Here is a 20836-nt window from a genome sequence, read left to right as displayed (position 1 = left end):
CCTTTATAGCCCATACGGGTCACTACTATAGTTTATATAGATTACGTTTGACGCAGCTATCGAAAATCGCTTTTTTATTACCATTTAAGAAAGCAATGCCTACTCTCGTTTTTTGATTGGCTAAGACCTCTGAGCCGAGTGAAAGTAAAGGGTAGAAAGCCTTTACATTTACTGATGTATTAAACTCAAGTGACTCATAGCTGATAACTTCCAAAGATGAAACAGTGTGCCTTACCACTGGATTAGCCTGATTTACAACCGCCTTATACTCCTTACCGACGAAATAAGACGCGAACTTGCCTGCGTAATCAAACCCGGTACTGTATTCAATCAACTTAGAGTAGAGATCACCAGGGCATCGTCTTGTAATCTCGATTAAGTACGGTTGACCATCCGCAAGAATAAACTGCAAATGAACCAGCCCATCGCGAAGCTGTAGATGCTGTGCAATCGCTTCGATGCTCTTTTTCAGAACAGCACGAGCGTCTTCATTGAATTCATCATCCACATAACTGGTGTCAACGGCATATGGATTGGAAGATGAACCTTCAATAACCACGAAGCTTTCTACTACCTTACGTTGCTCAATAAAAGCACTGTAACTATACAGTTGCCCCTCGACAAAAGTCTCAAATAGCGAGCGCCCGGTATGGCTAACCGAACGAGCAACTTCGTCAGCATTAGCAACCGAATCGATGTCCATACCGTCAATAACCGATACGCCTCGACCACTAAACGCATCCACTGGTTTGCAGATATAGCGGCCAGATAATGGGAAGTCTTCACGTTGCTTGCGTTGCGGAGACAACAAGCCCAGCTCCGCACACATTTTTCTAAAATGCTCTTTGTCTCCCAGGTACTGATAAGCTTCTGGTGTATCAAAAAAGTCGTATGTATCCACAACTTCTTGGCACACTTCTATCGATAAATCAGTACACCCTGGCAAGATATAATCAAACTCGTGATCCGCAACAATGTGCTTTACAGACTCAATTTGGCTGTAATCTTGATTGATCCATTTCGGTCCAGCTCTCATAGCCAAGGCATCACCTGCGCGGTTGCCCATTACGTAAACGCTATGACCCTGTTTAATCAGATAGTTATAAATGGGTACAGACGCAAAGGCTGTATCCAAAAGCAATACTTTACTCAAACTGTTGTCCCACTTAATTACAGGTAAATCGGTTTTTCTTCTAATATCGACTGCTGTATTGCATCCAGCACTCGCATATTGTTATAACCACTTCGTCCGCTAACAAGTGGACTTGCTAGACCTTGAATAACATCAACAAAGTGATCGAGTTGGCAACGTAACGGATCTTGCGCTTCAACCGGTACATTCTCATGCGTAAAAGGCTTCCACCAAGAGGCATGTTCAACCTCTCGATAATAAGTAAGATCCATGCTAGGGAAGTCCAATGAACCATTGGTGCCTGCAAAGTGATAGCAAGCTTCTCTAGGATAATGAGGATACGCCGGGTTTTCACCGCTTGTCATTTCCCAACTCTTGGTGCTGGCTGCACAATCAGACAGGATAAAAGTACCGATACAACCTTTATCAAACTCAAAGTTGATCGCCACCGTATCTTCCACTTCATACTCACGAGTGGTATTCGAAGCAAAAGCGAAGACTTTGATGACTTCACCACATAGCTCTCGCATTATTCCTATCTCGTGGATCAAGTTAATTAGGATCGGGCCGCCACCTTTTTTAGTGCGCCATTCCCCTTCAACAAAGTAATGGCCTGGCTTGAAGAACTGAGCACTGCCCTGTACTGACACCAATTTACCAAACTTGTCGCTACCAATTATTTCTTTGGCGATAGGCATAAACGAGCTGTAAGTTCGATGATGACCAACCAGCACTGGTACGCTTTTGTCTTCAGCGTATTTTATTAAACTAGCCGCTCGCTCTAAGGTATCCGTAAGAGGTTTTTCTACTAATATCGGTAAGTTATTATCGATACACTTTAACGCATGTTCATAATGAAATTCATTTGGCGAGCTAATAATTACCGCATCAAATGTATGATGTTCAAACGCTAGCTCTAACGTTCCATAAACTGGAATGCCCGCTTCGGTAAGGTAGTTATCATGCATCTCTGGGTGTAAGGCAACGATAGCCTCGACTGAACATTTTGGATGCTCTTGGATCAATTGAATGTGCTTTCGGCCAATTAACCCTGGGCCAATTACTAAAAACTTCATTACTTTACTCTTGGTCATCTTTCTACATTACTGTGAGTTTCTTTGCGATACAGAAGCGGACAACTCTGCCAACATTTCTAGTGTACTTTCCCAGTCAATACACGCATCTGTTACAGATTGACCGTAGGCTAAAGCCTTACCGTCCGCTAAATCTTGTCGGCCTTCGACTAAATTTGATTCAATCATTACACCCATAATACCATCGCCACCATTCTCTAGCTGTCGACAAATATCTTGTCCTACCACTCTCTGGCGCTGGTACTGCTTTGAACTATTGCCATGGCTGCAATCGATCATTAACTTTGGTGTTAGACCACCTTGCTTTAGCTCTTCTAAGCTAGACGTAACATGGTGTTCTTGGTAGTTCGGCTCTAAGCCACCACGCAAGATAATATGTCCGTGTGGGTTACCTAATGTATGCGCCACAGAAGCCTGACCATGCTGATCTATGGTCAACTGAAAGTGCCTTGCTTGAGCTGCCTTTACGCCATCCATTGCGACATTGACGTTACCATTGGTCGCATTTTTAAAACCAATCGGGAACGGGAGGTTTGAAGCAAGCTCACGGTGGATTTGCGACTCAGTGGTTCTTGCGCCAATCGCTCCCCAAGAGACTAAATCTTGAAGGTAACTCGGAGTAATCATATCTAAGAATTCACAAGCGACTGGGATACCCATCTCTGTAAGAGAAACCAGCAAATTACGTGCAATTCTGATTCCGTCGTTTATTTCAAAGCTACCATTTAGGTATGGGTCATTGATCAACCCCTTCCATCCCACTGTGGTTCTTGGCTTTTCAAAATATACTCGCATCACTATTTCAAGTGTTTCAGAGTACATTTGTCGTGCTTGCGCGATTTGCTGAGCGTAATCTATCGCCTCTTCGACATTGTGAATTGAGCATGGCCCAACAACGACTAGTAGTCTTGAGTCGCCCCCTGATACGATCTGCTTGATCGCATCGCGATTACGTCCAATCGTCTGAACCGCTAATGCGCTGCTCTTATGGCAATGCTCCATCACCTGACGGGGTGAGAGTAACGCTAAGTTATTATCCAAATTGGCTGTATTTACTTGTTCTTTCATCAATCAATCAGTTTTATTGAAATAAGATACGACTCATCAGATGAGTCGTATCTATAAAGCGAATTTACTGGCTTAGCGCGTCCTTAACGACTGAGACCACCTTAGAAACTTCCACTTCGGTCATATAACCATGAAGTGGTAAGCAAAAGACTCCCTGCGCTTTCAGTTGACTGGTCACACACCCAAAGCTTCTCAGCTCTGGATAGGCAAGGTCTAACGAAGGAGTAAAATAACGGCGATACTGAATGCCGTTATTGTCGAGAGCACGCTGAAGTTTATCTTGATCGTGAACTTCTACGTAAATCGGCATATAAGCGCCATTGAATGAAGCTTGTTGATGCCATTTGGGCATTTCAACAATACCCGCGAGTTCGTGTCTATATTTAAGCAGAAGCTTCGCACGATGAGCAATAATGACATCAATCTCATCTAAAAGAGTCAACCCTACCGCACATTGATATTCATTCAATTTAGCATTGATACCAGGCTGCCCTAAAGCCCCATTACTCTGCATGCCAAAGTTAATCAGCTCTTTTGCACGTTCGAAATCATTCCTATGTTTAAAAACAATGGCACCACCTTCTACGGTGTGAAAGACCTTAGTGGCATGAAAGCTTAATGTACTTGCATCACCAAAATTCAAAACTGATGTTCCTTCCACATCAACACCAAATGCATGGGCAGCATCGTATATTACTTTAACGTTATGCTGCTGACTTAGCGCTTCGAAAGCTTTTACATCGCAGGGGTTACCATAGACATGCGTCGCTACAATGCCATCAAAACTTTCTTGTCGTAGTGCTTTTTGGGCAGCTTCAGGTGACAAGTTGTAGCTCTCTGCATCGATATCACAAAAACTAATATCCATTTTTTGCCACAATAAAGCACTTGATGTCGCGACAAAGCTGAATGGCGTGGTTAATGCGCGCTCAACTTGAAGCACTTTCGCAGCAACTTGCAATGCAAATGTCCCATTTGAAACCAACAATAGGTTTTCCACACCTAAGAATTCTTCTAACCTTTGTGTCAACTGCTGGTGCAAGGGGCCGAAGTTTGTATACCAACCACTCTCATTAACTTGAGATAAATAGTTAGAAAGCTTAGTTAAGTCTGGAGCTAATGGACTGTTAAGTTTAATTGTCATCTTCGCTCACAATGCTTGATAGGTAGATACCATAATTGTTCTTCTTAAGGGCATCAGCTGCCGCCATTAACTTCTGTTTGCTAATCCAACCATTGTTAAAGGCAATTTCTTCCAAACATGCAATCTTATAACCTTGTCGTTTCTCTATCGTCGAAACAAATTGAGCAGCTTCGAGCAAGCTTTCGTAAGTACCTGTGTCTAACCAGGCAAAACCACGCCCTAACATTTCAACATTGAGCTCGTTTGCTGTTAGGTACATTTGATTTAATGTGGTAATTTCCAGCTCACCTCGCTCTGATGGTTCGACTTGCTTAGCTCTACTCACGACTTGGTTGTCAAAGAAGTACAGCCCCGTCACAGCATAGTGGCTCTTTGGCTTAGCTGGCTTTTCTTCAATAGAGATAGCTTTTCTGTCAGCATCAAACTCAACCACACCAAAGCGCTCAGGGTCTTTCACTTGGTAGCCAAACACCGTAGCCCCATTGCCACTCTCTGCCGTCTCAACCGCTTTCTTTAACTTTGGAGAGAACCCTTGCCCATAAAAGATGTTGTCACCCAGCACTAAACATACTGAATCATCGCCAATGAATCCTTCGCCAATGATGAAGGCTTGAGCTAAGCCATCTGGACTTGGTTGAATCGCGTATTGCAACTCAATGCCAAACTCTGAGCCATCACCTAATAGGCGCTGAAAACCCTCCAGGTCTTCTGGCGTGGTGATGATCAAGATTTCACGAATGCCAGCAAGCATGAGTACCGACAACGGGTAGTAAATCATTGGTTTGTCATAAACCGGCAGTAACTGCTTAGAGACACCGCGTGTTATAGGGTAAAGGCGAGTGCCCGAGCCACCTGCTAAAATAATGCCTTTCATTATTCGCCCGCTCCTAATCGCTCTAAACTGTATGAACCATCAAGCACGCGTTGCCACCATTGCTGATTATTGAGGTACCATTCCACGGTTTTGCGAATACCGCTTTCAAACGTTTCTTCTGGCGTCCAGCCAAGCTCTTGAGCGATCTTGGTGGCATCAATTGCGTAGCGCACATCATGACCAGGGCGATCTTTGACATAAGTGATCAAAGATTCATAAGACTCGACCCCGGCCGGTTTTTCTGGACGCAACTCTTCAAGCAAAGCACAAATGGTTTTCACCACTTCGATGTTTGCTTTTTCGTTATGGCCACCAATGTTGTAGGTTTCACCGACTTCACCTTCGTTGACCACTTTGTACAGCGCGCGAGCATGATCTTCCACGAACAGCCAATCTCGGATTTGCATACCATCGCCATACACAGGCAGCGGCTTGCCGTCGAGGGCATTTAAAATCATCAGAGGGATCAACTTCTCTGGGAAGTGGTACGGGCCATAGTTGTTTGAGCAATTGGTGACAAGTGTCGGTAAACCATAAGTACGTTGCCAAGCGCGAACCAGATGATCGCTCGACGCTTTAGATGCGGAATATGGGCTACTCGGCGCGTATGAAGTGGTTTCGGTGAACAAATCATCCGTCCCCTCTAAATCGCCGTACACTTCGTCCGTAGAAATATGATGAAAACGGAATGCCGATTGGCGCGCTTCATCTAGGTTCGACCAATATTGACGCACCGCTTCAAGCAAATGGTAAGTGCCCATCACGTTGGTCTCAATAAAAGCAGCAGGACCATCAATAGAACGATCGACATGAGACTCAGCCGCTAAATGCATCACCATATCGGGTTGATGCTCTGAAAACACGCGGTCTAGTTCAGCTCGGTCACAGATATCCACTTGCTCGAAGTAGTAACGTTCACTCTCTGAGACATCAACCAATGACTCTAGATTCCCTGCGTAGGTCAGTTTATCTAAATTGATAACAGTATCTTGAGTGTCACGAATGATATGTCGGACAACAGCTGAGCCAATGAAGCCTGCTCCACCGGTTACTAATATTTTCTTCACGAATGTTACCTACGTTAATTTGTGTGTCATCAGATACACATGAATACTTTATGATTATTGTAGTTTATAGACTCACTCGAGCATCGTTAGACTCAAGAGGGCTTACTTAGAGCAATTAATGCAAAATGATAAGAAACTCAATTAAGATTGAGAAGCATAACCGTCCTGCAAATGCTCAAAATCGGATTCTTGCCAAATAATCTGTCGCTTTAAACGCTCTTTATTAAATGAACGCCGAAGTCTATTTAGATTTTGATGCTTCCAGTCACCAGAAGTTTCAAAACGACACTTATCAAAATCGATAATCCATACCTTATCTTTGTCGTCGATCAAGATATTGTGGATATTCAAATCAGTATGGTTAACGCCAACCTGATGCATCTTGGCAATTTCTTGCCCTATTTTCTGATACATTTCTACCGATAAAGACTGCTCTTGCAAGATACTAACCAGATCTCTGGCGTTTGGGATTCGCTCACTTAATAAATCACCTTGATAGAAGAGTCCTGACTTTACGGCTCTTGCTGCAATAGGACGAGGAACGTGCACCCCAGCCTCAATTAGCGCCAACAAAAGCTGAAACTCTTGCGCACAACGGGTGTTATCCCAGCCAGAGAACCAATAATAATCGTTAACTAACTTCCCAAACAAACCGCCACGACGGTAATGACGTAGTGCCGCTTGCATGTTCTCTAGTTGGATAAACCATGTTGTGCCTCGCCCCGTCGCACTGCCAACCACCTTGTCGGAGGACTGCCAGTATTCCGCATCAAATATCGGTTGGCTAGGGTCTGTAATAATCTCGTCATCAAACCAGATCACTTGGTTGTTGTTTTTATACTGTTGAGTCATACGCTCACCCTCTAGCCTAAATACCGGCTGGCTAATATATACAACCAAGTAAATGCAGCAAACGCCAAAGCAACCATAACGGCAGCAGAGCCTATATCTTTAGCTCGACCACTGAGTTCATGCCGTTCAATACCGATACGATCCACTACCGCCTCAATCGCTGAGTTTACAAGCTCTACAATCAAGACTAATACCACGACCCCGATCATTAAGATACGCTCAACCATGCCGACATCCACTAGCCAAGCCAAAATCACAGCAATACTCAACAGAGCCAACTCTTGTCGAATGGCAGCTTCATGCTTAAAAGCCGCTTTTAATCCTTGGATCGAATAACCCGTCGCTTTAACGATGCGCTTTAGCCCGGTGTTACCCGGCTTGCCAGATTCTTGCGATTGATGTGGTGTTGTCTTTGACATTGCAGAACACTTATCAGTACTTAGCTATATTCGAGCCGTGTATTTTACATTTATTGGGGATGTCTGCATAATTTACCTGCCTCTATTCATCGAATCAGACAATAATTATGTTCACTTCTGCCCCATCGTCATTATGCATCTTGCGTTTGTCCGCTATTGGAGACGTTTGCAATACCATCGCCACCGTTCAAGCTATTCAGAAACACTGGCCTTCGACCCAGATTACTTGGATAACGGGTAAACTTGAAGCCCAGTTATTAGCCGCCATTGATGGCGTAGAAGTGATTGTTTTTGATAAAAAAGCGGGATTCGATGGCTACAAATCGCTTTGGCGACAGCTGAAAGGCAGAGAGTTTGATGCGCTATTGCATATGCAGTACGCGATTCGAGCGAGTGTCGCGACGTTGGGCATTAAAGCAAAATACAAACTTGGTTTCTCTTCTGATAGAAGCCAAGATTTTCAGACGCTATTTACCAATGTCAAAGTGCCTTCCCCGCAATCTCTGCATGTCGCAGATGGCTTAATGGCCTTTGCCCACCAAATTGGGGTACCAAAGGCAGAACTGGACTGGGTACTTTCTTGTTCAGACCACGACCAAGCTTGGGCAGAGTCTCATATTTCTCGTAGTAAACCTAACCTGCTGATTGTGCCTGGTGCGAGCAAAGCTTATAAAAACTGGAACGCGGAAGGTTATGTGGATGTGATTCACCACGCCAGAGCAAAAGGCTGGAACGTGATTCTGGCAGGCAGCCCTGCTCAGGTAGAATTGGACCTGGCAGAGACCATTCAATCTCGCTTGGAAGAACCGTGTCTAAATTTAGTTGGACAAAGTTCAATTCTGCAAATGCTTGCGTTAATAGATAAGGTTGAAATGGTCATCGCCCCCGATACCGGACCAGCACACATGGCGAATGCAATGAAAACGCCAATCATCGGGCTCTATGCACACCATAATCCGCTGCGAGTAGGACCTTACCGTTATCTAAAATACGTTGTCTCAGTGTATGAAGAAACGATCTTTGCGGAAACAGGCAAAAACAGTCACGAGTTAAGCTGGCGAACTCGCGCTAAAGATGAAACGGCAATGAACCGCATTACTAACACTCAAGTAATGAGCATGTTCGATCAACTCTTAGAAGATTTGTATCCTCAATACCAGTAAACTTACTGTCTTGATTTGTTAAGAAGGAAATGACCTTGTCCAAACCAACCTTAGCCGTTGCCTTAATTGTAAAAAATGAAGAGAAGCACTTACAAGCTTGTCTAGACACAGTAAAAGATTGGGTCGATGAGATTGTCATCCTAGATTCTGGCAGTACGGATAATACTGAATCCATCGCAAGGCAATACACAGATAAGTTTTACTCTAACTTAGACTGGCAGGGGTTTGGCAAACAGCGCCAACTTGCTCAAACTTATATCGAGTCCGATTTCGTTCTTTGGCTAGATGCTGATGAGCGCGTAACTGACGAACTGCGTCAAGACATACTGAATGCTATCAGTCAGCACAAAGACAAAAACGTCTACCAAATTAATCGTCTAACCACTGCCTTTGCCAAAGAAATTCGTCACTCTGGCTGGTCTCCTGACTGGGTAGTCCGTTTGTATAAAACTTCACAAACTCAATACAACGATGCATTGGTGCACGAAAGCGTGGTCATTCCAAATGGATTTAACATCGTGTCATTGAACGGGCGTCTCAAGCACTTTACCTACGAAAGGCTAGGTGAATATATCCGCAAGACTCAATTGTATATGCAGTCTTGGGCTGACCAAAGAGAAGGAAAAAAAAACGCTTCTCTACTTAGTGCATTTACGCACGGTTTTTTTCGATTCTTTAAAATGTATATCATCAAGCGTGGCTTCTTAGATGGACGACACGGATTTTTGCTAGCCGTGTTAAGCGCAAACACCACTTTTACCCGTTATGCCGATCTGTGGCTGCGTGACTACGTGAAAAAACACAATAAAGAGCAATAATATGAATATTTGCCATGTTAATTTGGCTTCTGGCTACCATGGAGGAGAAAACCAAACCCTTCAACTCATCCAGCAACAAGTCAAATTGGGTTATAACCTTACGGTAGTCGCTAACCCTAAAAGCCCTTTTGCCGATGCCATCCGTAAACTGAACGTTAAGCTAGTGCTGGCGACTCACTTTACCAAGGCACACTCTAAAGCTGTAACTCAAAAGTGTTCAATCATTCATGTTCATGAAGGACGCGCAATTTATTGGGCTCTCATTCAGCACATGCTTTATGGTAAGCCTTATATCGTCACGCGCCGTATAGATAACCCTCTAAAGAAAAAGTGGCTGGCAAATTTAGCCTACACGAAAGCGAGTGCTGTAGTTGGCTTAAGCACAGCCATTGTTCAGAGAGTCAAAGACGCTTACCCAACGTCTACCACTTACAAAATACCAAGCTCCCCAGTGGTATACTCTGTAGATAAACAAGCAGTTAAAGCCCTAAGAGAGCGCTTTGCGGGTAAGTTTTTGGTGATTCATGCCGCAAACATGCTCAAACATAAAGGCTTCAATGTCACTATCGAAGCGGCAAGGCTACTAAAAGACATTGCGCCCTCTGTTCACATCTGTTTATTGGGCGATGGTCCAGAGCGACAAACGCTTGAAGCACAAGCAGAAGGTCTAACTAACATTAGCTTTGAAGGTAAACAGAACAACATGGGTGATTGGTTTGCAGCGGCAGACTTACAAGTACACCCATCGTATACCGAAGGGCTTGGTTCTGTCATTTTGGAAGGTATGGGCTCTGGTTTACCTATTATTGGTACCAACGCAGGAGGCATTCCTGACATCATCGACCACAACTCAAATGGATTACTGGTTGAGCCAGGTAATTCACAAGAACTGGCAGATGCAATAGTAAAGGTTTCCCAAGATGATGAATTGAAGCAACACTTCATTGCTCAAGGGCAAGAGAAATTGAAATTGTTTGATATCAACTACACTGCTAATCAATACGTAGACATTTACGAGACAGTTTTACGATGAAAAAAGTCATATACCCAGGTACTTTCGATCCAATCACAAATGGTCACCTTGATATCATCACTCGTGCCGCAGACATGTTTGATCAAATTGTTATTGGTGTCGCGGCAAGCCCTTCTAAAAATACGCTTTTTAGCCTAGAAGAACGCGTAAAACTGGTTGAAGAATCAACAGCACATTTAAGTAATGTATCGACAGCCGGTTTTAGTGGTCTACTTGTTGATTTTGCCAGAGAGCAAGAAGCAAACGTATTGGTACGCGGCCTGAGAACAACGGTAGACTTTGAATACGAGTTCGGCCTTACCAGCATGTATCGCAAACTGTTGCCAGGAATGGAAAGCGTGTTCCTTACTCCAGCCGACGAATACGCCTTCCTTTCTTCCACTATTGTTCGTGAAGTTGCCATTCATGGTGGAGATGTGAAGCAATTTGTACCTGAATGTGTTTATATCGCTATCAATACAAAGGTAGCACAATGAGTTTCAGAAAATTTAAGTATTACGCTTCAAATAGTCTGCAAGTCTTAGTACCTAACTCCATTAGAAGTAAATCAGCTCGTCGTCTTATCGATAAATACCCGATGGATTCCTATATCCAAGAGCGAGTAGACTACTACAACAAGGTTAACGAGTCATTTGAACTTCCTGAAAACGAGTCGACACGTGTTGGCGGCTACAAAAAGACAGGCGGTACAACATACTACTTCGACCTACACAAAGTAGTTAAGTCCTTCCCAGCTCAATACTTTTTCCAGTTTTTGAACGGTGATATTCGTTATGTACCAGAATACCCATGCTTTCTTAAAAGTCGACCGATTGGGGAAGACAATCAAAACTCCGTCTTACTAAAGTTAAATGAGATTCGTCACTTCCAGTTTGTTACTGATAAACAGTCATTTAGAAGCAAGAAAAACATGGCGGCTTGGCGTGGTGTTGGATACCAGCCACACCGTAAAAAAGTGATTGAGCAGTTCTATAACCACCCTCAATGTAACATTGGTCAGACACAGCCAGTCAACGGCGATCCTTGGGAAAAAGGATTTATGTCGATTGAAGAACAGCTTAATTACAAGTTTTTGCTCGCCATCGAAGGCAATGATGTTGCGACTAACCTCAAGTGGGCGATGTCTTCAAACTCACTGGTAATAATGTCCAAGCCTAGGTATGAGACTTGGTTTATGGAAGGCCGCTTGCAAGCAGGTGTTCACTATGTAGAGGTGAAAGCCGATTACTCTGATTTGATAGAGAAAATGGAATACTACATCGCTCATCCTGAAGAGGCAGAAGCCATCATCCATAATGCGCACGAATGGGTAGAACAGTTTAAAAACCCTCAGCGAGAAAAATTAATCTCTCTATTAGTGGCAAAGAAGTACTTTGAAAAATCAGGGCAAATGTAATTTGCCCTAATCCATATTTCACTTCTGACACTCACCACAAAAGAAGGTATTACGCTGCCCTATTTTTAGCTCCTGAAGTCGTTCGCCGCATTCTGGGCATGGCTCTCCGGCTTTTCCGTAAACTAATAACTCTTGTGCAAAGTAACCCGGCTTTCCATCAGCTTGCGCAAAGTCTTTCAGCGTAGTCCCACCTTGCGTAATGGCAATCTCAAGTGTCATTTTGATATTTTCAACAAGTAATCCCCACTCTTGAGAAGTCAGTTTACCTGCGGGCCTTGAAGGGTGAATTCGAGATTTAAACAACGATTCATTCGCGTAGATGTTCCCGACACCAACCACGACTTTGTTGTCCATGATGAACTGCTTGACGGCAACACGCTTATTTTTAGCTTTCTCCGCTACATATTCCGCGTTGAACTCTTCAGTTAAAGGCTCAGGCCCCATGTTTGCTAGTACAGCATGTGACTCGCCAGGAGCACACCACAACCATGCCCCAAAACGACGCGGATCGTTATAACGTAGTATTTTTCCACTGCTTAGTTTGAGATCCACATGATCGTGCTTTGCTGGCGGAAAGTCGGCATCTAGGACACGTAAAGACCCAGACATGCCTAAGTGAACAATGGCTGTACCTGTGTTTGTCTCGATCAGTAAGTATTTCGCACGACGGCTAATCGTACGGATCACCTGCCCTTCCAATTTTTTAAGCTCTATAGGAATATCCCAGCGCAATTTAGGCGTTCGAAAAGTAAACGACTGGATCGTTTGTCCAACCATGTGGGGGCTAATCCCCATACGACTGACTTCTACTTCTGGCAACTCAGGCATTAGATTCTCCAATTCACCGGCTAATAGTTCTCGCTGCTAGCATAATCGAAAAGAAAAACGATAAATAGAGAAGCTTATTAGGGGTATAGACGCAAAAAGGCTTTACTCTGGCATAAGGTAGTTTTCATCGACGGAGATAGCGACCCATTTGTCTTGCCAGGTTTTAAATAGCCAGAAATCAGGTAAACGAAAGAAAGTCACCCGCTGCGGCTCTTCGAGATCCTGATACCAGACTTCTACCGTTTCAGGTACCGTCAGGTTAGGTTTTAAGTGATCGAACTGTTCCGAGGTGAGCTCGGTCCCTTCCAATGACTGCCAGCGTGATACAAGCTCACTGATCGGTGCATCGACTTTGATATTGGATTGCCATCGTCCATCATGCAGTTCGAACTCCCAGCCACTATAGTACAAAGACTCAACCGTATAGCCGGAGCGAAGTACATTTGGGTAAGGGTCTGCTTGGTCTGTTAATAGGTAAGTTTTGATCCACATCGGCGCATTTAAGATCACTATAAACGCGATAATGCCCAGAATAAGAATATTGTTCCATCGGCGGCGACGAGCCGGACTCACACGCATAACCATCTCTACTCTCTTATAGTTATGAGTAAACTACCAAAGAGTATTGAGGTTGACTAGAACAATGGTGTGCAAGTGTGTAGAGAAGTGGTGACAAAGCGGTAGAGAGCGATAAATCAAAAATTCTAGTGTAGCGTCGGACCGATAAAATGACTTCAGCAGTGCTTTATAATCCGATGACGTACTGAACACTTTTTTAGCACTTTTTTATTCAGGTAATAAAAAACCCAACTCGAAAGTTGGGTTTTTCAATTCATCAAAGAGACTGAAACCAATTATTTGATTTTTGCTTCTTTGTACATAACGTGCTGGCGAACTACTGGATCAAACTTTTTGATCTCAAATTTGCCTGGCATATTACGCTTGTTCTTATCAGTTGTGTAGAAGTGGCCTGTACCTGCAGAAGATACTAGACGGATTTTCTCACGAACGCCTTTCTTTGCCATTGCTTATTTCCTCTTAAACGTTTTCGCCACGTGCACGCATGTCTGCAAGAACAGTATCAATACCTTTCTTGTCGATGATGCGCATACCTTTAGCAGATAGACGTAGTTTAACAAAACGTTTTTCGCTCTCTACCCAGAAACGATGAGTTTGTAGGTTCGGCAGAAAACGACGCTTAGTAGCATTTCGTGCGTGTGAACGGTTGTTACCCGTTACTGGACGCTTACCAGTTACTTGGCATACTCGTGACATGAATGTCTTCTCCAAAATCGTTTCAGCTCGATATCAACCTTGGTGGCCGAACCTCTCTATCTCTCGAAAAGAAGTTAGAGGTTAAGAACCGCTATGGAAAATCCATACAAGGCTATCAAAGGTCGCGCATTATACTAACTTGATATGCATTGCTCAAGACCCGAACAGATCCTTTTTACAGGTTTTCGTGATCTTTTTTTAGACAGCAGATTTTTTTAGCAGTCCAAGCTGAATTCAGTTAAAAATTTAGTGGCGTGGATGATAGCAGATTTTTAGCAACTAACAACCTAAAAAACGCACAGTTATATCCAGCCTCTTTCAGCAAAAGAGACACTTTCCCCATCTCCGATGACGAAATGGTCCAAAATACGAATATCCACCAATGCTAATGCGTCGGTGAGACGCCTTGTAATCCTTCTGTCAGCTTGGCTCGGCTCAGCAACGCCTGAAGGATGATTGTGCGCCAAAATCAAAGCCGCCGCATTATGATGCAGAGCTCGCTTGACGACTTCTCTCGGATAAACCGACGCGGCATCCAACGTTCCTTCAAATAAAATTTCATCTTTTATCACTCGGTGCTGGTTATCGAGAAAAAGAATATAAAAAGCCTCTCTTTGCCGATCCCTTAAAATAGAAGACAGATATAACTTAGTTTGGTCGGGACTGGTTAAGGCATCACCACGCTTTAGCGTCTCCGCCAAGTAGCGTTGCGTCATTTCTAGTACCGCTTGCAACTGAACATACTTGGCTTGCCCCAATCCTTTGTGACGACAAAACTCTTGCTCTGATGCTGAAAATAGTTGTCTGAGCGAACCAAAGTCTTGAATAAGGAAGTCTGCAAGCTCAATCACGTTCATTCCGCGGGTGCCTGTGCGCAAGAAGATGGCCAGTAGCTCAGCATCGGTCAATGCTTGCGGTCCTCGTTGCAACAACTTCTCTCTGGGCATGGACTCAGTTGGCATAGCTTTCAGTATCATCTGATGTCTCTTTATATGGAAAGTGCCCCTATTCCACAAAACAAAAAGCGAAAGTCGAGTATGACTTTCGCTTTCTTCGTACCATCAGTGCTTTCAATGCAACTTAACAGTTCATCAGAGTTTAAAGTTGCCAACCAAGCCGTGAATTTCTGTTCCAGATTGTGATAGCTGCGTGCTGATTGACTCGGCATGCTGCAACGTCTTATTAATGTTGTTCACGATCTGTTGAATAGCCACTAAGTTTTGGTTGATGTCTTCTGCAACCGCACTTTGCTCTTCGGCAGCAGACGCGGTTTGAATACCCATATCTCGAATTGTTCCGATAGAATGATGAACACTAGAAAGAGATTGCTGAATGAGCGCCGATTCTTCCGCCGTTTTTACACCTCGTTTTTGGCTCACCGACATCGTACTGACCGCTCTTGATACACCATTTTGTAGCTGCTTAAGCATGTCACCAATTTCATGAGTACTATTTTGCGTACGACTGGCTAGCGAGCGAACTTCATCCGCAACGACGGCAAATCCTCGGCCTTGCTCACCGGCTCTAGCCGCTTCAATCGCCGCATTTAGGGCCAACAAATTCGTTTGCTCGGCTATCTCACCAATCACATCCAGCACTTTGGTTATTTTTTCGGTTTGTAAACTCAACTCAGAAATTGCATCTGACGTACTGTCTATCTCCCTCACTAGCTCGGTAATGCCTTCAATTGCTTGTTCCACTTCACGCTGAGCTTCGGTAACTTGACTGTTGGCATCCTCAATCGCCTGCGCGGTCGCATTGGTATTGCTGGCTACTTCTTTGGCTGTCATACTCATTTGTGTCACTGCCGTCACGACTTTGTCCGTCTCTAAACAGTGATCCTGCATTTGACCGCTCGCTTGGCTGGTCTGAGTGTTCAGGCTTTGAGAAACGGTTTGTACTGTCGTCGCAGAGCGGTGGATATCCTGCATCAGTGGGTGCAGCTTATCCATAAACTCATTAAACGCGGCCGCCACTTCACCGACTTCATCCTGACTTTCGACTTTTAAACGAGCCGTTAAGTCACCGCCGCCTGCGGCTACATCTTTCAATGACGCCGCGACATGTTGTAATGGCTGAATGCCTTTCGACACCACGATACTGGTGAGAATACTGGTGATGATCAATCCAATAACGGAAATCAACACAGCAGATAACGTATGCTCTTTTAGCTCTTGAGTCTTTAATTCTCTGTTCATCGCAACTTGCTGGTCGATGTCATCAATATAAACACCAGTGCCTAAAACCCAGTCCCATTTCGATAGATATTCTGCATAGCCTAGCTTAGGCGCTTGTGCGTCAATGGTCGGTTTGTGCCACGAGAAATAGAGGAACCCATCCCCTTTTTGAGAAGCATCAATCAAGCCCGCGATAACTGCGACCCCATTTTCATCTTTTAAGTCGTAAAGGTTTTTACCCTCTAAAGAAGGTTTGATGGCATGTAACGTATTCACACCTTGAGAGTCGTAGGCAAAAAAGTAACCATCGCTTTCAAAGCGCATGGCTTTCAGAATTTCTTTTGCTGCCTCTTTATTACTTCCATTTACATCCGTGTCGTATAACGGTTTTATCGCCGTCACACCCATCATCATGTAGGCTTGTAACTCTTTCTTTTTCGTTTCGATGAGCTCTTGCCTGTCTCTTGCCAGCTCCGCTTCCAAACTTTTACTGCTGTTGATGTAATACACCACTGAGATCAACGTAGTGATCAACAACAACGGAATTAGGGTTATCAGCAGCAATTTGTTTCGACTTTTCAACACCATGGTTTCCAGTACCTCTTTTTCTTTTCAGACTTGCAAACTCCGCGCAACTTGTCTGTGAGGTAGGCGAGAATTTTCCCTTCCTCGGTCAGATTAATACTCTGGAGTTTGATGTGAATTATCTTCTCGTTATATATGCTCGGGCGGTCAGACTTTGAATTGTGTTAAAATCCGGTCATCAAATTGGAGATCTCACATGCAAACACTAGCAGGAAAGAAAATTCTACTCGGCATCAGTGGCGGTATTGCTGCGTATAAATGTGCGGAGCTAACCCGTCGCCTCATAGAGAGAGGAGCACAAGTTCAAGTTGTAATGACGAAAGCAGCAAAAGAGTTCATTACCCCTTTAACCATGCAAGCCGTTTCGGGCCGTCCTGTCTCGGACAGTTTATTAGACCCAGCAGCAGAAGCCTCTATGGGCCATATTGAATTGGCCAAATGGGCAGATTTAGTACTACTAGCGCCAGCGACTGCGGACTTAATCGCGCGCATGTCTGCAGGTATGGGGAACGATTTGCTTACCACGCTCGTGCTCGCGACGGATTCCCCTGTTGCTGTTTCTCCTGCGATGAATCAACAGATGTATCGCAATATCGCAACCCAAGAGAACATCGCAACATTAGCGCGTCGCGGTATGCACATCTGGGGCCCCGCTGCAGGAGAGCAAGCCTGTGGCGATGTGGGCCCAGGTCGAATGCTGGAACCAATGCAGCTAGTGCATCTATGTGAACAGTTCTTTCAGCCAAAATTGCTAGAAGGTAAGTCGATACTCATTACCGCCGGGCCAACTCGCGAAGCAATTGATCCAGTGCGTTACATTACGAACCATAGCTCAGGGAAAATGGGCTATGCATTGGCGAGCGCCGCAGCGCAGATGGGAGCAAAAGTCACCCTCGTGAGCGGTCCTGTCAGTTTAAATACGCCCGTAGGTGTTGAGCGCATTAATGTTTCCAGTGCACAAGAGATGCACGAAGCCGTTATGACACACGCAAACAAGCATGATGCGTTTATTAGCTGCGCAGCTGTTGCCGACTACCGCCCACAAACGATCGCGTCTCAAAAGTTGAAAAAGACGGAAGACAATGACGAAATGGTCATTAATATGGTCAAAAATCCTGATATTGTTGCTTCTGTAGCAGCAATGACGGAGAAGCGTCCGTTTACCGTCGGTTTTGCGGCTGAAACCAATGATGTAGAGACCTATGCTCGAGGCAAGTTAACAAAGAAAAACCTCGATATGATCTGTGCGAATGACGTTTCGGTTGCAGGGCAAGGATTTAACAGCAACGACAACGCGATTACCCTGTACTGGCCTGAGGGTGAACTTGCGCTTGCTTTAGAATCAAAAGAAGCATTGAGCTTTAAAATTCTCGAAAAAATGCATCACTTGATGTAACTAACGTTTGAAAACCCTGCCAACTTTTCACAAAAGCTGGCATAAATTTGGTACAAACATGACAACTAAGGGTGTTAAATCTCCCATTCCACCCTTAGTGGTCTAGTTTGAGGCGAAATAGCGTCTTATAATCCCCTCCGCTCAACTTTGTATTTTGAAAGGAAGTAACTAATGGCCGGCAGTAAAAAATCCAACCGTCGTGAAGAGATCTTACAAGCATTAGCAGAAATGCTTGAATCAACAGAAGGCGCTTCACGCATTACTACGGCAAAACTGGCCAAGCAAGTCGGCGTTTCAGAAGCCGCGCTGTATCGTCATTTCCCAAGTAAAGCGCGCATGTTCGAAGGGTTGATTGAGTTCATTGAAGAAGCCTTGATGACACGTATCAACCGTATTCTAGACGACGAAAAAGATACACTAGAGCGTATTCGTATGGTGATGCACCTTATTTTGGCGTTCTCTGAACGTAACCCTGGTCTGACACGCATTTTGTCGGGCCATGCTCTAATGTTTGAAAATGAACGCCTACGTGAACGCATCAATCAACTCTTTGAGCGCATAGAAACACAATTGCGCCAGATCCTGCGTGAACGTAAGATTCGTGAAGGGAAGTCTTTCCCTGTCGAAGAGCGCATCCTAGCCGCGCAAATTCTGGGACAAGTTGAGGGTAGCCTAAACCGCTTTGTGCGTAGCGACTTTAAATACCAGCCGACTGCAAACTTTGACGAGTACTGGGCGCTTTTGAGTGCACAAATAAAGTAAAAGACTATGAGTAAAGACAAATACACGCAGCCCGAGTTTTCTCTTTCACTTCTTCACCCTCGTAACTGGGGCGTATGGCTTGGGTTTGGTCTGTTGGCCATCCTCGTCAATATTCTTCCTTATCGGCTGCTGCTTTCATTAGGTCGTTCACTCGGTAAACTTGGCATGCGCTACGGTAAAAAGCGTGTCCACGTTGCTCAACGTAACTTAGAATTGGCCTTTCCAGACAAAACACCTGAAGAGATTCAACATATTGTTGAAGAGAACTTCAAAAATACCGGTATGGCACTCATAGAAACCGGAATCACTTGGTTCTGGCCGACTTGGCGCTTTAAAAAACTTATCGTCGAGAAAGATCTCGGCGCACTGCGTGAAAAAGCCAAAGAAGGTAAAGGCGTCCTACTTTGTTGTGTCCATGCTCTTAATCTAGAGATCACTGCGCGTGCTTTCGCCGTGTTAGGCGTGGCCGGGTACGGCGCGTTTCGTCCGCATAATAATCCTGCTTATAACTTTATCCAGTATTGGGGACGGACACATAACGGTAATAAACTGATTGATCGTAAAGATGTGAAAAAGATGATTCGTGTATTACGCAGTGGTGAGCGTCTGTTCTATCTGCCGGATCACGATTACGGTCGCAAAAAATCTGTATTTGTGCCCTTCTTTGCCGTAGACGATGCGTGTACGACAACTGGTACAAGCATTCTGGCGTATACCTCAAAATGTGCGATCATCCCAGGCTCAGGGTTTCGCAATGGTGAAGGGAAATACGACATCATCGCCGATAAGTGCATTGAAGCCGACTATCCACAAAAAGACGAAGTCGCCGCTGCCGCTTATATGAACAAGTATGTGGAAGAGGTCATTCTGCGCGCTCCAGAGCAATGGATGTGGCTCCATAAACGCTACAAAACCATGCAAGATGAGCATGTCGAGAAAGGCATTCGCTATAAGTAAGTCGTCAAGGCGATAAATCCAAAAACAAAAAAAGGGCAGATGGATATCCATCTGCCCTTTTTACTTTTTCAGAAAAAATAACAAATTAAATGCCGTATTCCGAGCGGTAGGCTTTAACTGCTTCCAAGTGCTCAGCAGCGTCACCTTTCTCTTCTAAGTAAGTCACAAGATCACCCAAACTTACAATTGAAATCACGGCACAACCAAAGTCACGCTCAACTTCTTGAATCGCAGAAAGCTCGCCCTTGCCCTTCTCTTGGCGGTCGATAGCAACCAGTACACCAGCAAGGTCTGCGCCATTTGCTTGAATGATTTCCATCGATTCACGAATCGCAGTACCTGCTGTGATTACGTCATCCACTAGCATGATTCGACCTTCAAGCGCAGAGCCTACAAGGTTACCGCCTTCGCCGTGATCTTTCGCTTCTTTACGGTTGAAGCAGTAAGGCGTGTCGATATCGTGGTGATCCGCCAGCGCGACTGCTGTTGTCGTCGCAATTGGGATACCTTTGTACGCCGGGCCAAACAGCACATCAAACTCAATGCCTGAATCTGCAAGCGCTGCTGCGTAAAAACGGCCTAGACGTGCGAGATCACGACCAGTATTGAAAAGACCAGCGTTAAAGAAGTACGGGCTTTTACGGCCAGATTTCAAAGTAAACTCACCAAACTTAAGAACTTCTTTCTCAAGTGCAAACTCAATAAACTCACGCTGGTATGCTTTCATGGATTTCTCTCAATTTTCTTTTCGTGTGGGGATCAGGTCCTAGGACCTAGTAATATGCAAAAAAATAGC

The 20836-nt window shown here is 44.5% G+C and carries 23 protein-coding genes; 8 read left to right on the top strand and 15 right to left on the bottom strand.

The annotated features are described in order from the left end of the window. Positions 1-25: 25 nt before the first annotated feature. The 8 genes from ACWYVB_RS13685 to ACWYVB_RS13650 form a co-directional block, all read right to left on the bottom strand. On the bottom strand, positions 26-1153 hold the full coding sequence (locus ACWYVB_RS13685) for an ATP-grasp domain-containing protein (protein WP_318119338.1): 1128 nt from the start codon (positions 1151-1153) through the stop codon (positions 26-28). Between the two features lie 17 nt (positions 1154-1170). Continuing rightward, positions 1171-2208 carry a Gfo/Idh/MocA family protein gene (locus ACWYVB_RS13680; protein ID WP_318119337.1) on the bottom strand — a complete coding sequence of 346 codons (1038 nt, stop codon included), beginning with the start codon at positions 2206-2208 and terminating at the stop codon, positions 1171-1173. A 27-nt stretch (positions 2209-2235) separates the two neighbouring features. Next, on the bottom strand, positions 2236-3294 hold the full coding sequence (locus tag ACWYVB_RS13675; protein ID WP_318119336.1) for a 3-deoxy-7-phosphoheptulonate synthase: 1059 nt from the start codon (positions 3292-3294) through the stop codon (positions 2236-2238). Positions 3295-3358: 64 nt separating this feature from the next. Then, on the bottom strand, positions 3359-4438 hold the full coding sequence (locus ACWYVB_RS13670; RefSeq protein ID WP_318119335.1) for a DegT/DnrJ/EryC1/StrS family aminotransferase: 1080 nt from the start codon (positions 4436-4438) through the stop codon (positions 3359-3361). Further along, entirely contained in the window at positions 4428-5312 is an 885-nt protein-coding gene (rfbA, locus tag ACWYVB_RS13665; protein WP_318119334.1) for a glucose-1-phosphate thymidylyltransferase RfbA, read from the bottom strand. The genes ACWYVB_RS13670 and rfbA overlap by 11 nt, the downstream gene beginning before the upstream one ends. Next, entirely contained in the window at positions 5312-6379 is a 1068-nt protein-coding gene (rfbB, locus tag ACWYVB_RS13660; RefSeq protein WP_457529177.1) for a dTDP-glucose 4,6-dehydratase, read from the bottom strand. Before rfbB ends, rfbA begins: the two co-directional genes overlap by 1 nt. 141 nt (positions 6380-6520) lie before the next feature. After that, positions 6521-7231: a 3-deoxy-D-manno-octulosonic acid kinase gene (locus ACWYVB_RS13655; RefSeq protein ID WP_318119332.1), complete on the bottom strand. Its 711-nt coding sequence runs from the start codon at positions 7229-7231 to the stop codon at positions 6521-6523. Between the two features lie 11 nt (positions 7232-7242). Continuing rightward, complete coding sequence (locus ACWYVB_RS13650; protein WP_005395798.1) at positions 7243-7650, bottom strand: diacylglycerol kinase; 408 nt, start codon at positions 7648-7650, stop codon at positions 7243-7245. A gap of 107 nt (positions 7651-7757) precedes the next feature. Here ACWYVB_RS13650 and ACWYVB_RS13645 point away from each other — a divergent pair, with 107 nt between their 5' ends. Genes ACWYVB_RS13645 through ACWYVB_RS13625 form a run of 5 tightly spaced genes read left to right on the top strand, consistent with a single transcriptional unit; the run spans position 7758 to position 12060 of the window. Further along, positions 7758-8813, top strand: a complete 1056-nt coding sequence (locus ACWYVB_RS13645; protein ID WP_457529174.1) for a glycosyltransferase family 9 protein — start codon at positions 7758-7760, stop codon at positions 8811-8813. A 35-nt stretch (positions 8814-8848) separates the two neighbouring features. Next, positions 8849-9631, top strand: coding sequence for a glycosyltransferase family 2 protein (locus ACWYVB_RS13640; RefSeq protein WP_457529172.1), 783 nt, complete (start codon positions 8849-8851; stop codon positions 9629-9631). A gap of 1 nt (position 9632) precedes the next feature. Further along, positions 9633-10664 carry a glycosyltransferase family 4 protein gene (locus ACWYVB_RS13635; RefSeq protein WP_074191919.1) on the top strand — a complete coding sequence of 344 codons (1032 nt, stop codon included), beginning with the start codon at positions 9633-9635 and terminating at the stop codon, positions 10662-10664. Then, on the top strand, positions 10661-11140 hold the full coding sequence (coaD, locus tag ACWYVB_RS13630) for a pantetheine-phosphate adenylyltransferase (protein ID WP_074191918.1): 480 nt from the start codon (positions 10661-10663) through the stop codon (positions 11138-11140). The genes ACWYVB_RS13635 and coaD overlap by 4 nt, the downstream gene beginning before the upstream one ends. Next, positions 11137-12060, top strand: a complete 924-nt coding sequence (locus ACWYVB_RS13625) for a glycosyl transferase family 90 (protein WP_074191917.1) — start codon at positions 11137-11139, stop codon at positions 12058-12060. Before coaD ends, ACWYVB_RS13625 begins: the two co-directional genes overlap by 4 nt. Positions 12061-12078: 18 nt before the next feature. Here the strand turns inward: ACWYVB_RS13625 and mutM are convergent, their stop codons facing one another. The 6 genes from mutM to ACWYVB_RS13595 all read right to left on the bottom strand — a co-directional run bounded on the left by mutM (position 12079) and on the right by ACWYVB_RS13595 (position 16928). Next, the gene (mutM, locus tag ACWYVB_RS13620; protein ID WP_074191916.1) at positions 12079-12888 is read right to left on the bottom strand and encodes a bifunctional DNA-formamidopyrimidine glycosylase/DNA-(apurinic or apyrimidinic site) lyase; all 810 of its coding nucleotides are present in this window, start codon (positions 12886-12888) and stop codon (positions 12079-12081) included. A gap of 102 nt (positions 12889-12990) precedes the next feature. Beyond that, positions 12991-13467, bottom strand: coding sequence for a hypothetical protein (locus ACWYVB_RS13615; RefSeq protein ID WP_074192073.1), 477 nt, complete (start codon positions 13465-13467; stop codon positions 12991-12993). 275 nt (positions 13468-13742) lie between these two features. Further along, positions 13743-13913 (bottom strand): 50S ribosomal protein L33, encoded by a 171-nt coding sequence (gene rpmG, locus ACWYVB_RS13610; protein ID WP_004410866.1) that lies wholly within the window; start codon positions 13911-13913, stop codon positions 13743-13745. A gap of 13 nt (positions 13914-13926) precedes the next feature. After that, entirely contained in the window at positions 13927-14163 is a 237-nt protein-coding gene (gene rpmB, locus ACWYVB_RS13605) for a 50S ribosomal protein L28 (RefSeq protein ID WP_005384783.1), read from the bottom strand. Between the two features lie 302 nt (positions 14164-14465). Then, positions 14466-15140 carry a RadC family protein gene (gene radC / locus ACWYVB_RS13600; protein WP_005395784.1) on the bottom strand — a complete coding sequence of 225 codons (675 nt, stop codon included), beginning with the start codon at positions 15138-15140 and terminating at the stop codon, positions 14466-14468. A 114-nt stretch (positions 15141-15254) separates the two neighbouring features. Then, positions 15255-16928, bottom strand: coding sequence for a methyl-accepting chemotaxis protein (locus tag ACWYVB_RS13595; RefSeq protein ID WP_457529168.1), 1674 nt, complete (start codon positions 16926-16928; stop codon positions 15255-15257). A 193-nt stretch (positions 16929-17121) separates the two neighbouring features. Between ACWYVB_RS13595 and coaBC the strand changes: the two genes are divergently transcribed. The 3 genes from coaBC (at position 17122) to ACWYVB_RS13580 (ending at position 20040) form a co-directional block, all read left to right on the top strand. After that, positions 17122-18321, top strand: coding sequence for a bifunctional phosphopantothenoylcysteine decarboxylase/phosphopantothenate--cysteine ligase CoaBC (gene coaBC / locus ACWYVB_RS13590; RefSeq protein ID WP_065646539.1), 1200 nt, complete (start codon positions 17122-17124; stop codon positions 18319-18321). Positions 18322-18492: 171 nt separating this feature from the next. Then, positions 18493-19083 carry a nucleoid occlusion factor SlmA gene (slmA, locus tag ACWYVB_RS13585; protein WP_005395778.1) on the top strand — a complete coding sequence of 197 codons (591 nt, stop codon included), beginning with the start codon at positions 18493-18495 and terminating at the stop codon, positions 19081-19083. Between the two features lie 6 nt (positions 19084-19089). Continuing rightward, complete coding sequence (locus ACWYVB_RS13580) at positions 19090-20040, top strand: Kdo(2)-lipid IV(A) acyltransferase (protein ID WP_012841196.1); 951 nt, start codon at positions 19090-19092, stop codon at positions 20038-20040. Positions 20041-20125: 85 nt separating this feature from the next. Here the strand turns inward: ACWYVB_RS13580 and pyrE are convergent, their stop codons facing one another. Then, positions 20126-20767: an orotate phosphoribosyltransferase gene (gene pyrE / locus ACWYVB_RS13575; protein ID WP_005395770.1), complete on the bottom strand. Its 642-nt coding sequence runs from the start codon at positions 20765-20767 to the stop codon at positions 20126-20128. Positions 20768-20836: the final 69 nt, after the last annotated feature.

Source organism: Vibrio sp. JZG10, from assembly GCF_054064075.1.
Note: the sequence above shows the minus strand (reverse complement) of the source record. Positions and strands in the feature narration are given on the sequence as shown.

Coding starts and splice junctions, on each gene's coding strand:
- ACWYVB_RS13580 (WP_012841196.1), top strand. CDS start 19,090: ATGAGTAAAGACAAATACACGCAGCCCGAGTTTTCTCTTTCACTTCTT.
- ACWYVB_RS13645 (WP_457529174.1), top strand. CDS start 7,758: ATGTTCACTTCTGCCCCATCGTCATTATGCATCTTGCGTTTGTCCGCT.
- ACWYVB_RS13670 (WP_318119335.1), bottom strand. CDS start 4,438: ATGACAATTAAACTTAACAGTCCATTAGCTCCAGACTTAACTAAGCTT.
- ACWYVB_RS13595 (WP_457529168.1), bottom strand. CDS start 16,928: ATGGTGTTGAAAAGTCGAAACAAATTGCTGCTGATAACCCTAATTCCG.
- rfbA (WP_318119334.1), bottom strand. CDS start 5,312: ATGAAAGGCATTATTTTAGCAGGTGGCTCGGGCACTCGCCTTTACCCT.
- rpmB (WP_005384783.1), bottom strand. CDS start 14,163: ATGTCACGAGTATGCCAAGTAACTGGTAAGCGTCCAGTAACGGGTAAC.
- coaD (WP_074191918.1), top strand. CDS start 10,661: ATGAAAAAAGTCATATACCCAGGTACTTTCGATCCAATCACAAATGGT.
- pyrE (WP_005395770.1), bottom strand. CDS start 20,767: ATGAAAGCATACCAGCGTGAGTTTATTGAGTTTGCACTTGAGAAAGAA.
- ACWYVB_RS13675 (WP_318119336.1), bottom strand. CDS start 3,294: ATGAAAGAACAAGTAAATACAGCCAATTTGGATAATAACTTAGCGTTA.
- ACWYVB_RS13680 (WP_318119337.1), bottom strand. CDS start 2,208: ATGAAGTTTTTAGTAATTGGCCCAGGGTTAATTGGCCGAAAGCACATT.
- radC (WP_005395784.1), bottom strand. CDS start 15,140: ATGATACTGAAAGCTATGCCAACTGAGTCCATGCCCAGAGAGAAGTTG.
- ACWYVB_RS13625 (WP_074191917.1), top strand. CDS start 11,137: ATGAGTTTCAGAAAATTTAAGTATTACGCTTCAAATAGTCTGCAAGTC.
- ACWYVB_RS13615 (WP_074192073.1), bottom strand. CDS start 13,467: ATGCGTGTGAGTCCGGCTCGTCGCCGCCGATGGAACAATATTCTTATT.
- rpmG (WP_004410866.1), bottom strand. CDS start 13,913: ATGGCAAAGAAAGGCGTTCGTGAGAAAATCCGTCTAGTATCTTCTGCA.
- mutM (WP_074191916.1), bottom strand. CDS start 12,888: ATGCCTGAGTTGCCAGAAGTAGAAGTCAGTCGTATGGGGATTAGCCCC.
- ACWYVB_RS13650 (WP_005395798.1), bottom strand. CDS start 7,650: ATGTCAAAGACAACACCACATCAATCGCAAGAATCTGGCAAGCCGGGT.
- coaBC (WP_065646539.1), top strand. CDS start 17,122: ATGCAAACACTAGCAGGAAAGAAAATTCTACTCGGCATCAGTGGCGGT.
- slmA (WP_005395778.1), top strand. CDS start 18,493: ATGGCCGGCAGTAAAAAATCCAACCGTCGTGAAGAGATCTTACAAGCA.
- ACWYVB_RS13655 (WP_318119332.1), bottom strand. CDS start 7,231: ATGACTCAACAGTATAAAAACAACAACCAAGTGATCTGGTTTGATGAC.
- ACWYVB_RS13635 (WP_074191919.1), top strand. CDS start 9,633: ATGAATATTTGCCATGTTAATTTGGCTTCTGGCTACCATGGAGGAGAA.